Raw genomic sequence first — 14,260 nt, forward strand, 5'->3', positions numbered from 1 at the left:
AGCTTAACGCAACCGCCATAGCGATTGATTGCGCCGTCAGCCGTTCATCGATCGCAAGCCATAGATTTTCTCGACCGCAAGCAGGAACGCGATGGCGATGACCATCTGCACCGTGCTGATGGCCGCGATCGAAGGATCAAACTGATTCTGCAGGTATGAGAGCATCACGACCGGCAGCGTCGTCGTATTGGCGCTGCCGAAGAAGTACGATACGCCTAGGTTGTCGAGCGAGATCAGCGCGGAAAACAGTGCGCCCGCGAAAATGCCCGGCGAAATCAGCGGCAGCGTGACGTGCCAGAAGCGTCGCCAGATGCTCGCGCCGAGCACGGACGCCGCCTCGCCGTATCCGGGGTTCAGGTTCTTGCACGCGGCGATCGTGGTGCGCAGCACGTACGGCACCGACACGCACGTATGCGTGATCAGCAGCGCGACAAACGAATTGCCGATGCCGAGCTCCGACAGGTAATACAGCGAAGACAAGCCGATCACCAGCGGCGGCACGGCGATCGGCGACAGCAGGAACGACATCGCCGCATTGGCGATGCGCGAGCGCGCGTTTGCGAGCCCGAGCGCGGCGGGCACCGCGAGCAGGATCGCGAGCGCGGTCGCCGTGCCGGCGAGAATCAGGCTCGTGATCAGCGAGTCGGTGAACGGCTTGTATTCGATGAAACGCCGATACCAGCGCAGCGACAAACCATCGACCGGCACCGCGACCGATTCGCCCGGCGTGAACGAGGCGAGCACGACGATCACGATCGGCGCAAGCAGAAACACGACGAACAGCGCGATATACAGCGCGATCATGCCGTTGCCGAGTCGTTCGGGCAGACGCGAGCCGCCATGCGACGGCGGGGCGAGCGTGCTGATGGGCGTGCTCATTGGCGTGCCTCCTCGCGGCGGCCGCTGAACCGCCCTTGCGCGTACAGACAGACCAGCACGACGATCAGCAACAGGTTGCCCATCGCGCTCGCGAGCCCCATGTCCTGCGACTGGCTGAATTGCTGGAAAATCAGCAACGGCAGCGTCACGACACTGCCGCCGCCGAGCAGCAACGCGCCGATGAAACTGCCGTTGATGATCATGAACACGATCAGGCAACCCGTGACGATGCCTTCGACCGAAAGCGGCAACGTGACCAGCAGGAACGCGCGCAGCGCACCGGCGCCCAGCACGCGGGCGGATTCTTCCAGACGCTGGTCGACCGAGCGCAGCACCGGAATGATCGACAGCACCATGAACGACACCATCACGTGGACGTTGCCGACATAGACGATGGTCGCGCTCTGCGTCATCCGCAGCGGCTGCGCGATGAGGCCGAGCGCGAGCAGCGCCTCATTGACGAGGCCGTGCCGCGACAGCAGCACGTTCCAGCCGAACGTGCGCATGATGATCGACGTCAGCAACGGCATGATCAGCACGAACATCAGCGGAGCGGCGAAACGTCCCGAGCGGCGCACCATGAAATACGCGACCGGGTATCCGACGATCAGACACCAGAACGTGGTCAATACGCTCATCTTCAGCGTCTCGATCAGGATGCCGATGTAGTACGGATCGGTGAACAGCTTGTGGTAGTACGCGAACGTGAACGCTGAATGCGCGCCGGGGATCGCCGAGATGCCGAGGCTGCGCATCGCGTTTTCGTAGAGCGGCATGCCGAAGAAGATCGCCAGCACGAAGAGCGCCGGCGCGCACAGCACGGCATACGGCGAAATCCACAGGCGCGGGCGGCGCGCCACGCGGGGAACGGTGGCGAGCGTGCTCATCGCGCCTCTCCTTCGCCCGGCTCGGCTTCGAGCACGACGAGGTCGTTGGGGCTGATCGACACGGTGACCGCATGCCCCGGCTCGAGCGCGCTTGCCGAGGCGGCCTGCTGATAGACGCTGACGGTCTGGCTGAGCGTCGGCACGTCGATCCGGTACGCGTGCTGCGAGCCGCGGAACACGCGTGCGGCCACGACGCCGTCGAAGCGGATGTCGTCGGGGCGGGCGTCGCCAAGGCGCAGCTTCTCGGGCCGCACCGCGATGTCGCCGGTCATGCCGGCCGCGAGCGTGCGGCTCAGCGCATGCGCGACGCGGCACGTCACCGACCTGTCGCCACGCGCCGCGCCGAGCGACACATCGAGCCAGTTCCGCTCGCTGTGCACGAGCGCGAACGGCAGGATGTTGGCCGCGCCGAGAAACTCCGCGACGAAGCGCGTGCGCGGCCGGTCGTAGACTTCGTTCGGCGTGCCCGATTGCAGGATGCGGCCGTGATTCATCACGACGACGCGGTCGCTCATCGTCAGCGCTTCTTCCTGATCGTGCGTGACCATCACGCTCGTGATGCCGAGCTTGCTTTGCAGCGACTTGAGCTCGAACTGCATGTTCTCGCGCAGATTCTTGTCGAGCGCGCCGAGCGGCTCGTCGAGCAACAGCACCGACGGATTCGTGACGATCGCGCGCGCCAGCGCGACGCGCTGCTGCTGGCCGCCGGACATCTGCGCGATGCGGCGCTCGCCGAAACCGGGCAGCCGGATCAGATCGAGCATCCGCGTGACGTGCGCGCCGCGATCGCGCTTCGGCACCCCCGCCATACGCAGCCCGAACGCGATGTTCTCGGCAACCGTCAGATGCGGAAACAGACTGTAGTTCTGGAACACCATGCCGAGCCCGCGCCGGTTCGGCGGCAGATTCGTCACCTCGCGTCCGGCAATGCGGATCGCGCCGGTATCGGGAAACTCGAAACCGGCGATCAGCCGCAGCGTCGTGGTCTTGCCGCAACCGGAAGGACCGAGCAGCGCGACGAGCTCGCCCGCGCGCACCTCGAGCGACAGTTGTTCCAGCGCGGTGACCGCACCGAAGCGTTTGCTGACGCCGTCGAGCGACAGGGGCTGCGAGCGCAGCGGCATGGCCGGCGCTTCGGCGCCCACCGCGGCGCCGGAGAACGGATTGGCGGATTGGAACATCGCTTGCACCTTCATAGACGTGTGTGACCGGAGACGATGGGGCGCTCCGCATTCCAGCGGAACCGGAGCGGCCGGTCCCGCGCCTGCAATCCCTGTCGCGCGGCGCCGCGGCGGCGTCCGTCGAATGACGAGCGCTGCGGTTCCGCGCATCACGCTACGCTGCGCGCTGTGCTTCGAGTAGCTGCGGATACTGGTTCGCGACCTCGCGGAAGATGTCGCTGATCGCTTGCCCGCCCGGTTTCAGACGGCCTTCGGCTTCCCATGCATCGAACGCGTCGAAGATCTTGTGCTTCAGGAAGTGCCGCCAGACGACCGGCGCGGCGGCGAGGATCCCCGTGAGCACCGCATAGCGCTCGCGCGTCCAGCGCGCCTCGTAGGCGGTGCGGGCCGCACCGTATTCGAAGTGCGCGGCCGGCGTGCCCGGCGCGTCGGCCGCGAGCTCGGTGCGCCGCGCGGTGGTCGCCTCCGTATCCACATCGCCCGCGCGCAGCACGACGCCATACAGCGCCAGCGCATCGGCCTCGCTCAGATAGCCGCGCTTCACGTCGGTCGCGACCCTCTGCGGATCGCGTTCGTACGGGTTGCCATAGCCGCCGCCACCACAGCCTTCGAGACGGATCACGTCGCCGGGGCCGCACACGACGAGATCGGTGACGCCGAGGTTTTCTTCCTGCGCGGTGCCCGGATTGCGCGTGAAGCGCGACACCGCGCCCGCCTTGCCGCCGAGCACGCCCCATGAGGCAAAGCGCGAGCGGTCGCGGTTGCGCGCCGTCACCAGTGTGCCCGGTGAGAACACGCGGAATTCCATGATCGTGCCGAGGCCGCCGCGATAGCGGCCCGCGCCCGCGCTGCCCGGCACCATGCCGTACTTGAGAATGCGGATCGGCACTTCGGCTTCGTTGATTTCGACCGGCGTGTTGCGCAGGAATGCCACGTTCGCGCCCGATGCATCTGAGCCGTCGTCGCTGATCATGCCGCCCGCGCCGCCGCCGACCGGCCCGATCGCCGCGATTACCGTGCGGCCGTCGCTATCGACGGTGCGCACGTTCAGAATCGACATGCCGCCCGCCGGGCAGGCGGGCAGACGGTCCGGGCAGACCATCGAGAATGCACCGAACGTGACGTTCTGCGCGACCTTGCAGGTCAGACTGCGCATGCCGACCGCGGCCGGCGGCACGCAGTTCATGATCGTGCCTTCGGGCAGGATGCAGCGCGCGACCTTCAGCATGCCCGCGTTCAGCAGCAGGTCGGGGTGCAGCGAATACAGCACGTAGTTCAGGCCTACCAGCGCGAGCACGTGCCGCTCCTTGCCGCCGGTCGGCATGTTCAGCGACGAGTTCAGTTGCGGATCGCTGCCGGTGAAATCGAACAGCAGCGATTCGCCTTCCACCTTCAGGTTCAGCGCGACGCGCAGCGGCTTGCCGTTGACCGAATCCTCGTCGGCGAACTCGGCGAAGAAATATTCGCCGTCCGGCATGCCGGCGACGATCCTGCGCGCCTGCTCTTCCGAGTAGTCGATCATCGCGTACATGCCGGCCTTGAAATCGTCGATGCCAAAGCGCTCGATGATTTCCAGCACGCGCCGCTCGCCGGTCATCAGCATCGCGATCTGCGCTTTGAGGTCGCCGCGATTCTGCTCGGCCGCGCGCACGTTGATCGCCATATGGTCGAGCAGCGTTTCGTCGAGCACGCCGGCGCGCATGATCTTGGTCGGCGCCCAGCGGATGCCTTCCTGATAGATCTCGGTCAGCGTGCGCGACAGCGAGGCCGGCACGGCGCCGCCCATGTCGGTGTTATGGATATGGCCGCCGACGTAGCAGACGATCTCGCCGTTGAAGAACACGGGCTTCCACATCATCACGTCGGGCGTGTGGGTGGCGACGTAGCCGCTGTACGCATCGTTGGTCATGCCGATGTCGCCCGGTTCGTAGTGATCGATTGCCTCGATCACGGAGCCAAAATCGAGGCCCGGATACCAGGTCGCGCCGAGCGTTTTCGGCGACGCGAACGTGAGCCCTTCGGGCGTCATGATCGTGCACGAGAAATCCTCGGTTTCCTTGACGAAGGCCGAGTGGGCGGTGCGCATCAGCGTGTGAGCCATGCTCTCGGCGGCTGCGACGCAGTAGTTCGCGAAGATCTGCAGAACGGATCGGTTGAATGTCATGCTGTATATCCTTCGTATCTCACTGCGCGCTTATTGGGCCGACAGCAGCAGGTTGCCGTATTCGTCGACGACGGCTTCGAAGCCCGGCAGCACGCAGGTGGTCGTGTCGTCCTGCGTGACGACCGCGGGGCCGTCGAAGCGATGGCCGGCGAGCAGCACGGCGCGGCGGTACAGCGGCACCGTGCGCCATGCGCCGTCCAGATAGACGTCGATCATCGCCTCGACGCGCGGCGCGCCTGCGCCGACTTCGATCTTCGGCATTTCCGGCTTCGGCGTCGGCAGGCTGATCACGAGGCGCAGCGCGACGACCTGCAGCGCCGAGCGCTCGTCGCTATGGCCATACAGACGGTGATGCTCGCGATGGAACGCCGCGGCGATCGTCGCGATGTCGCCGCTACGGATCGATTGCGGATCGAGCGGCGTATCGACTTCGAACGACTGGCCGCGATAGCGCATGTCGGCCGACACCGTGATTTCCGCGCCCGCATCCGAGCCCGTTTCGTGGCTGATCCATTCGCGCGCTTGCGCTTCGAGCTTGGCGAGATCGCCGGCGAGCTTGTCGAGCGAGGCGGCGTCGAGCGGGTAATAGGTGGTGCGCACGAAGTCGTTTTTGGTATCGGCGATCAGTCCGCCCAGTGCGCTCAGCACGCCCGGCGTGGTCGGCACGACCAGATGGCGCATGTTCAGCGCACGCGCGAAGAAACCGCCGAGCATCGGACCCGCGCCGCCGAACGGCATCAGCGAGAACGCGCGCGGATCGATGCCGAAGCGCGACACGATGCGGCTCACGCCGCCATACATGCCGGAGACCGCGACGTCGATGATCGCGGCCGCCGTCTGATGCACGTCGATGCCAAGGCGCGCGGCGAGCGGTTCGATCGCGCGGCGGCTCGCGTCGACGTCGACCTGCACCGCGTTGTAGCCGAGCGATGCGCGGCCGAGCACGCCGATCACGGCGAACGCATCGGTGATCGTCGGACGTGTGCCGCCGCGTCCGTAGCAGACCGGGCCCGGGTTCGAGCCGGCGCTTTCCGGTCCGACCTTCAGCACGCCGAAGTCATCGACCCACGCGATCGAGCCGCCGCCGTCGCCGATCGACGATACGGAAACCGAAGGAATGTGAATCTGGAAGTCGCCGATATATTCGCCGGTCGCATACTGCGGCTTGCCGTCGACGATCAGCGCGACATCGGCGGTGGTGCCGCCGATGTCGAGACTCATGCAGTCCTTGATCTTGCACATGCCGGCCAGATACGATGCGCCGATCACGCCGGCGGCCGTGCCGGACAGGATCATCTGCACGCAATTGCTCTTGCCGTTCTCGGCGCTCATCACGCCACCGTTCGACTTCGTCACTTTCAGGTCCGCGCCGACGCCGCTTTCGGCCAGCGCGGCCTGCAGGCGCGTCAGGTATTGAGACACGCGTGGCTGCACGTAGCCGCCGATCGTCGCGGTCACGGTGCGCTCGTATTCGCGGATGATCGGCCACACCTCGTGCGAGCACGAGACGAAAAATCCGGGCGCCGCTTTCTCGATGATCGCCTTCACCTGCTGCTCGTGCGCCGGATTGCGATACGAATGCAGCAGCGAGATCACCACGCCTTCGCATTGCGCGGCCTGCAACGCAGCGAGCGCGGCGAGCACGCTTGCTTCATCAATTTGGGTTTCCTCGCTGCCGTCGGGACGCATGCGGCCGTCGACGCCGAACACGCGGTCACGCGTGACGAGCGGTTCCGGGCGCCGCGACATCAGGTGATACATGTCGGGGATCTTCAGGCGCGCGATGTCGAGCACGTCCTCGAAATGGCGCGTCGTGATCAGCGCGAGGCGCAAGCCCTTGCGCTGCACGACCGAGTTCACGCCGACCGTCGTCCCGTGCGTGAAATACACGACCTCATGCGGATCGATGCCGAAGCGCTCGCGCAGGCCTTGCATGCCGTCGATCACTTCGCTGCCCGGCGAATCCGGCCGCGAAAACACCTTCAGCGTTCGCGTCGTGCGCGTTGCATCGTCCAGCACCGCGAAGTCCGTGAACGAACCGCCGATATCCACTCCAATTCTCAAGCCCATTGCCTTCCCTTTAGGTAAGCCTTGCAGACCACCTGGGTCTGCGCTGCGTCAGTGTTGCCTCCGCGCTGCCAGGTCTTGTCAATCGAGGCAGACGGCCGGATGACGTCATTGCCCGATCTGCTTGTTCCAGGCTTCGATCCACTGCGGCACGTACTTGCCGATGTCGTCGAAGTTGACCCAGATCGATTTGTCGACGGTCGCGATGCGAGGCTTCACCTTCGCGTCGTACGTCACCGTGGTGTTTGACGCGGTGTACTGCATCGTGTTGGCGAAGCACGCCTGGCCCTGCGCCGAAGCCAGCTCGTCGAGGAACTGCAGACCGAGCGGCGAGCCGTTCTTCACCTTCACGGCCATGTTCGGAAACGCGACGGAACCCGGCGCGGGATTGATCCACGCGATATCCGGATTGCTGGTGTCGTGCTCGTTCCACGCGCGGCCGTCGTAGTACATCGCGATGTCGATGTCGCCGTTGCGGATCGCGTTGAGCGGCGCGTTCGGCTCGCTGAAGAACGTGACGTTCTTGCTGTCGCGCATGCGCTTGACCTGATCGAGCGCGGGCTGGATGTTGGTTGGCGAGCCGCCGTAGATCTGGTTGAGCAGCGTGATCAGACCGGCGGGCGTCGCGACGTAGTTGATGTCCGGAATGCCGGCCTGATATTTACCGGCGACCACGCCATCGACGAACTCCTTCCACGACTTCGGCGGGTTCTTCACGCGCTTTGTGCTGTACATCAGGCCGAAATCGCCATACGTGATCGGAAAACCGTAGCCGTGGCCGTACTGCACCAGACGCGGATCGAGCTGCGCCATGTTCGGTACGTCTTTCGGCGAGATCGGATCGAGCAGTTTGCGCTCGACCGCGATGTGCGTCGCTTCAGGCGTACTCACCATCACGTCGATCGGCGGCCTGGCCGGATTCGCCGCCACCTGGTTCACCCATTGCAGCGGATTGCCGAGCGTGACGTCGACGCTCTTGCCGGTTTTCTTCTCGAACGGTTCGACGAAGCACTTGCGGTAAGCCTTCTCCCACGTGCCGCCGAATGCGGTGACGGTCAGGTCGGCGCTGAAGGCGACCTGCGAAAGCGACAGACAGGCGAGCGCGAAGGCGCCGGCGCGAAACAGCCTGGGCAGGCAGGGGCGTGTCTTTGAGGCGATGGTCTGCATGCTTTTCCATCCTGATGAGCGATCACAACAAGGCGTAATGACAAACAGGCGTTTGCACGGTCTTCTTTCTTGTGCCACAATACGGCACAACGTGCTTCAATGCGGTACAAATTATCATGCGAGCTTTTTGACCGCAAGGGATCAAAATTGAACAGCCTCCTCAAAAGCATCGAGATCATCGAAACGGTGTCGGAGCACCAGCCCATCGGCGTCAGCGAGCTGTCGAAGCTTCTGAAAATGCCCAAATCGAGCGTGCAGCGCGTGTTGATGACGTTCCAGGAAGCGGGCTGGCTGCGCCAGGCGGGCAGTGAGGTCACGCGCTGGGAAATCGGTGCCCGCGTGGTCGGCGTGCGGCCGAATGCGCTGAAGGGCGGTGCGTTGCAGCGGGCCGCGCGCCAGCCGATGCAGGACCTGTGTACGCTTGTCAACGAGACTGTTCATCTGTCGATTCCGGACAGCACGACGGCGATGGTTTTGATCGAGCAGGTGGAGTGCAAGCAGTACGTGCGCACCGCCTATTCGATCGGCAACGTGTCGCCGTTTCACGCCACCGCCAACGGCCTCGCGGTGCTCGCGTTCATGAACGACGCGCAGGTCGATACGATCCTCGGCAGCGAGCTGCCAAGGTACGGCGAAAAAACGATCAACGATCCGGTGCTGATCCGCGAAGAACTGGCGCGGATTCGCGAACGCGGCTATTCGATCAACCTCGGACAGTATCGCCACGCCATCTACGCGATCGGCGCGCCGGTGTTCGATGCCAACGGTGTTGCGGTCGCGGGCGTCTGTTTCTCGATGCCCGAATCGCGGTTCGATCCGGGCCGCATCGAAGAATGGGGCCGCGCGGTCACGAGCGCGGCGAATGTCATCAGCGGCGGCGCACAGACGTCATGAGGCTACGAAGGACAATTCGATGCGTCAAATACGCATTTGATATGGGGCGATCGCTGGCTGATATGGGCCGGCGGTGGGCCGCTCAGCGGCTGCTGGTGCGGAACGCATCGGCGAACGATTTCGCGAGCATGTTCATCGGCGTGTTGAGCGGATAGACGACGTACGTGGCGAACTCGATGCGCGGCGAAAACGGCAGGATCGCGATCTGCCCCGCGTACTCGCGCGCGACGAGCTGGTTCATCACGCTGACGCCCATGCCGCGCGCGACCATCCGGCAGATCGCGGCGGCGAAGTGCGATTCGTACGCGAGGATGCGCTTTTCTTCGCCATTGATCTGGCAGGCGTCGTCGATGCGCTTGCGCATCACGTCGCTTGATTTCAGCGACAGGAAACGTTCGCCGATCAGGTCTTTCGGCGTGATCGCGTCGCCGCGGGCGGCGAGACGGTGGTCGAGCGGCGTGATGCATACACCATGACTCTTGCGCGCGACTTCGGAGGCGACGCTGGTCGCATTGAAGATTTCCGACGCGATGCCGACGTCCGCATAGCCGGTTGCGAGCCACTGGCATACGGTCAGCGAATCGGCGACCTGCAGTGTGACGTCCACATCGGGATACTGTTGCGCGAAGACGTGGATCGCGTCGGGTACCGCGACCATTGCCATCGACGGCACCGCTGCGACGCGCAGGCGCCCGCTGCCGCGCTTGCGGATCGATTCGGCTTTCTCTTCGAGCCCTCGCAGGCTGGCGAACGTGTGTTCGACGTCGCGGAAGAACACCTGGCCTTCGAGTGTCGGCAGCAGCTTGCCGATCTGCCGCTCAAACAGCTTGACGCCGATGCGCCGTTCGAGCTGGCCGATGACACGGCTGATATTGGATTGCGACGTGTGCAGATCCTTGGCCGCCTGCGTCATCGAGCCCGACAGCATGACCGCCCGAAAGGCCTGCACTTCACGAAAGTTCAGCATCGGCGAGGGCATATCAAATTGGCATGGCCGAGGATTATATGCGCATTTGTCGAGAAAATTGGCGTCCCTGCACCTGCCGGAACCTGATCAAACGTCGCTGCGCGCCGAGCGAGATTCCGGCGCGCCTTGACGGCATATCAAAAACGCATGGCCTCCCAATACTGGCGAATTTGTCATCGGGTGGTTTGCTTCTTAAACTCCGATTTCACCTGTGCACCGACTCCTGAGACCTGGCTGAACCGTGAGACAACCGTTATTGCAAATCGACACAGATGTGTCGCTGCCGACCCATCTGGATGTCGCCGTCATCGGCGGCGGCGCGGCCGGCGTGGCGACCGCCTATGAACTGAACCGCTTGGGCAAGCGGGTCGCGGTGTTCGAGAAAGGCCGCGTGGCGGCGGAGCAGAGCAGCCGCAATTGGGGCTGGTGCCGTACGTTGGGTCGGGATCTGCGCGAACTCGGCATGGCGAAGCTGAGCGTCGATCGCTGGACGGCATTGTCTGAAGAGATCGGCGCCGATGTGGGCTTCCGCAAGACCGGCATCACGTTTGTCACGCAAAGCGAGGCGGAACTCGCGGGATGGCAGGCATGGTTCGAGTTTGCGCAGCGCTCCGGCGTGGCCGCCGAGATGCTGACGCGCGAGCAGGCCAACGCCGTGTATTCGGGTCGCGGGGCGCCGTGGATCGGCGGCGTGCGCACCTTCAACGACGGCTACGCGGACCCGTCCTGCGCGATTCCGCTGCTCGCGCGCAGCGCCGCGGCGCAGGGCGTGCCGATCCTGCAGAACTGCGCGGTCAACGATCTGTACTTCGAAGCAGGGCGCATCGCCGGCATCCAGACCGAGCGCGGACTGGTGCGCGCCGATGCAGTCGTGATCGCGGCGGGCGCGTGGTCGTCGCTGTTCTGTCTGAAGCGGAAAATCGTGCTGCCTACGCTGAACGTTTACTCGTCGGCGTCGAAGTCGCGCAGCGAAATCCGGCTGCCGTTCAATGGACCGTTGAAGACGCCGGAATTCGCACTGCGTGAGCGCGCCGACGGCGGATATACGCTCGCGAAAAGTGGACGCGGCACCGTGCACGTCGTGCCGAACAGCCTGCGCTACGGCATGCGTTTCAAGGGGCTCTACGCGAGCCGCCGCAACAGCATCAAGGTTCGCTTCGGCGGCGAATTCTTCCGCCAGTTGTGGAACGAGTTCAGCTATCTGCATCTCGGGCGCTCGCCGTTCGAGCGCAACCGCATCCTCGATCCGGCGCCGGATCTGTCGCTCGTGCGTTCCGCTTATGACGAGGCCTATAAAATCTTCCCGGAGTTCGACCCGTCGATGGTGGACATCGCGTGGGGCGGCGCGATCGACAACACGCCCGACGGCATCCCTGTGGTATCGGAATGCACGCAGCATGCGAACGTTTATCTGTGCACCGGCTTCAGCGGGCATGGTTTCAGCAGTTCGCTCGGCGCGGGGCGTATGCTGGCCGATGCGATCGCCACCGGTAACGTGTGCGAAGATCTGAAGCACCTGTCGCACCGGCGCTTCATGACGGGCGAGACACTGGCCCCCAACATCATCTATTGATCGTTTCACCGGCGGGCGGCGCACCGAGCGCCGAGGCCGCGTAGCGCTCCGGCATCGCAGTCCGGACGCTTGCCGCGCCACGGATCCCGGGCAGTTCGACCGCAGAACAGGATTGCACATGACTTCGCTTGAACAGGCGGATCGCCGTCACTTCTTCCATCCCGGCACGCATGCGTACGACCACGCAACCGGCGCGCTGAAAGGCCTGATCATCCGCGAAGGCCGTGGCATTCATCTGACCGACAGCGAGGGACGCGAGTACATCGACGGCTTTTCGGGCCTGTATTGCGTGAACGTGGGGTACGGCCGTGACGAGATCGCGGACCGCATGGCCGAGCAGTGCCGCCGGCTGTCGTTCTATCACACCTATGTCGGCAGCAGTAACGAGCCGGTGATCGAGCTGTCGCAACGGCTGATCGAGCGCTGGGCGCCGCCCGGCATGGTCAAGGTGTTCTACGGCATGTCCGGCTCCGACGCGAATGAAACGCAGATCAAGCTGGTCTGGTATTACAACAACATCCTCGGCCGCAGGAACAAGAAGAAGATCATCGCGCGCGACCGCGCGTATCACGGCTCCGGCATCGTCACCGGCGCGCTGACGGGGCTGCCCGTCTATCACGCGAACTTCGATGCGCCGTTCGACCGCGTGCTGCGCACGCTGTGTCCCGACTACTACCGCAATGCCGAACCCGGCATGAGCGAAGCGGAGTTCACCGCGCACTGCGTCGCCGAGCTGGAGGCGCTGATCCAGCGCGAAGGCCCGGATACGATCGCCGCGTTCATCGCCGAGCCGATGAACGGCACCGGCGGGATCGTGCCGCCGCCGGCCGGCTACTGGCCGGCGGTGCAGGCGGTGCTGCGCCGCCATGACATCCTGCTGATCGCCGACGAGGTCGTCTGCGGCTTTGGCCGCCTGGGCGCGCGCACCGGCTGCGAGCGCTTCGGCATCGAGCCCGATCTGGTGACGTTCGCGAAGGGGCTGACGAGCGCGTATGCGCCGCTGTCGGCGGTGGTGGTCGGCGCAGCGTTCTGGGACGTGCTGATGAGCGGGTCGCGCGAGCACGGCATGATGGGTCACGGCTGGACCTATTCGGGCCATCCGCTCGGCGCGGTCGCCGGGCTGGCGAACCTCGACATCATGGAGCGGGAGCGGCTGGTCGAGAACGCGGGCGAGGTCGGCGGCTACCTGCTCGAGCGCCTGCGCGCGGCCTTTGGCGATCATCCGCTGGTGGGCGACATCCGCGGCGTCGGCATGCTGATGGCGATCCAGCTAATGCAGGATCCCGCGACGCGCACGCCGTTCCCGGCGGAGCGCCGCATCAATGCGAGCGTGGTGGCGGCGGCGCGCGACCACGGCCTGCTGGTGCGCGCGCTTGGCGCCGACATCGTCGGCTTCGCGCCGCCGCTGATTACCACGCGGCACGAGGCGGACGAGATCGTCAGGCGCTTCCAGGCGGCATTCGACGCTGTGTTGCCGCGCGTCGCTGCCACAAACGGGACACACTGAGGACATCATGACTGACACGCACACGGTGACGGCGAGCACGCGGACCCTGCAGGTTCCCGCGATTGGGCTGGGGACGTGGCAAGCGCAACACGATGAAGGCGTGCGCGCGGTGCGCACGGCGATCGACAAGGGCTACCGGCACATCGACACGGCGGCTCGCTATCAGAACGAAGCGGCGGTGGGCGAGGGCATCCGCCAGAGCGGCATCGCGCGCGACGCGCTGTTCGTGACCACCAAGGTCTGGTGGACCGAGCTGCATGCACCCGCGTTCCGGCGCTCGGTCGAGCGCAGCTTGTCGGAGCTCAAGCTCGACTATGTCGATCTGCTGCTGATCCACTGGCCGAATCCCGACATCCCGCTGGAGGAGACGCTCTGTGCGATGGCGGACGCGCACCGGCAGGGCCTCGCGCGCCGCCTCGGCGTATCCAACTTTCCGGTCGCATGGCTTGAACGGGCGGTCGCGCTGTCGCCGGTGCCGCTGTCGGTGAATCAGTGCGAGTACCACCCGTACCTGAACCAGGACAAGGTGCTCGCAGCCTGCGCGAAACACGGGCTGACTTTCGTCGCGCACACGCCGCTCGGCAGCGGCCGGCTGCTCGACGATCCGTTGATCGCGCAGATCGCGGCACGGCACGGCAAGACGCCGTCGCAGATCCTGTTGCGCTGGCTGGTTCAGCAGCCGGGCGTCGCCGCGGTGCCCAAGTCCGCGAACCCGCAGCGGATAGGCGAGAACCTCGACGTGTTCGACTTTGCCTTGGATGACGGCGAGATGCGTCGCATCGCCGCGCTGGCAAGGCCCGATGGGCGGAAAAGCCAGGTCGCGTGGGCGCCTGAATGGGATACGGCTTGAATGCTGCAGTGAAAGCGCTTCGCTGGAAGTACCGCGTTGAGCCGTCGAGCGAATGACTGCGGCTGGGTGGGTCGCGCCCGCTCACCAGCGCGCGCAGTTGTTCGGGATTCAGGGCAATTGCAAT

The 14,260-nt window shown here is 65.0% G+C and carries 11 protein-coding genes; 4 read left to right on the forward strand and 7 right to left on the reverse strand.

All coding sequences use genetic code 11. The annotated features are described in order from the left end of the window. Window positions 1–36: 36 nt before the first annotated feature. From AC1ECK_RS01590 to AC1ECK_RS01615, 6 genes are all read right to left on the reverse strand, one after another. Window positions 37–879: an ABC transporter permease gene (locus AC1ECK_RS01590; protein WP_480315182.1), complete on the reverse strand. Its 843-nt coding sequence runs from the start codon at window positions 877–879 to the stop codon at window positions 37–39. Next, window positions 876–1,766, reverse strand: a complete 891-nt coding sequence (locus tag AC1ECK_RS01595) for an ABC transporter permease (protein WP_480315183.1) — start codon at window positions 1,764–1,766, stop codon at window positions 876–878. Before AC1ECK_RS01595 ends, AC1ECK_RS01590 begins: the two co-directional genes overlap by 4 nt. Further along, on the reverse strand, window positions 1,763–2,947 hold the full coding sequence (locus tag AC1ECK_RS01600; protein ID WP_480315184.1) for an ABC transporter ATP-binding protein: 1,185 nt from the start codon (window positions 2,945–2,947) through the stop codon (window positions 1,763–1,765). The genes AC1ECK_RS01595 and AC1ECK_RS01600 overlap by 4 nt, the downstream gene beginning before the upstream one ends. 154 nt (window positions 2,948–3,101) lie before the next feature. Then, window positions 3,102–5,111 carry a hydantoinase B/oxoprolinase family protein gene (locus AC1ECK_RS01605; protein ID WP_480315185.1) on the reverse strand — a complete coding sequence of 670 codons (2,010 nt, stop codon included), beginning with the start codon at window positions 5,109–5,111 and terminating at the stop codon, window positions 3,102–3,104. Window positions 5,112–5,141: 30 nt separating this feature from the next. Continuing rightward, window positions 5,142–7,181, reverse strand: a complete 2,040-nt coding sequence (locus AC1ECK_RS01610) for a hydantoinase/oxoprolinase family protein (protein WP_480315186.1) — start codon at window positions 7,179–7,181, stop codon at window positions 5,142–5,144. A 105-nt stretch (window positions 7,182–7,286) separates the two neighbouring features. Then, complete coding sequence (locus AC1ECK_RS01615; protein WP_480315187.1) at window positions 7,287–8,345, reverse strand: extracellular solute-binding protein; 1,059 nt, start codon at window positions 8,343–8,345, stop codon at window positions 7,287–7,289. Window positions 8,346–8,492: 147 nt separating this feature from the next. Here AC1ECK_RS01615 and AC1ECK_RS01620 point away from each other — a divergent pair, with 147 nt between their 5' ends. Further along, entirely contained in the window at window positions 8,493–9,239 is a 747-nt protein-coding gene (locus tag AC1ECK_RS01620; protein ID WP_480315188.1) for an IclR family transcriptional regulator, read from the forward strand. A gap of 82 nt (window positions 9,240–9,321) precedes the next feature. On the opposite strand, the gene AC1ECK_RS01625 is transcribed toward AC1ECK_RS01620, so the two are convergent. Next, a complete protein-coding gene (locus AC1ECK_RS01625; RefSeq protein WP_480315189.1) occupies window positions 9,322–10,206 on the reverse strand; it encodes a LysR substrate-binding domain-containing protein in 885 nt (294 codons plus the stop codon). Window positions 10,207–10,447: 241 nt separating this feature from the next. On the opposite strand from AC1ECK_RS01625, the gene AC1ECK_RS01630 reads away from it, so the two are divergent. From AC1ECK_RS01630 to AC1ECK_RS01640, 3 genes are all read left to right on the forward strand, one after another. Continuing rightward, a complete protein-coding gene (locus tag AC1ECK_RS01630) occupies window positions 10,448–11,779 on the forward strand; it encodes an NAD(P)/FAD-dependent oxidoreductase (protein WP_480315190.1) in 1,332 nt (443 codons plus the stop codon). Between the two features lie 118 nt (window positions 11,780–11,897). After that, window positions 11,898–13,286 carry an aminotransferase gene (locus tag AC1ECK_RS01635; protein ID WP_480315191.1) on the forward strand — a complete coding sequence of 463 codons (1,389 nt, stop codon included), beginning with the start codon at window positions 11,898–11,900 and terminating at the stop codon, window positions 13,284–13,286. 7 nt (window positions 13,287–13,293) lie between these two features. Then, entirely contained in the window at window positions 13,294–14,136 is an 843-nt protein-coding gene (locus tag AC1ECK_RS01640; protein ID WP_480315192.1) for an aldo/keto reductase, read from the forward strand. Window positions 14,137–14,260: the final 124 nt, after the last annotated feature.

This window comes from Paraburkholderia sp. SSBN10T (assembly GCF_056619545.1).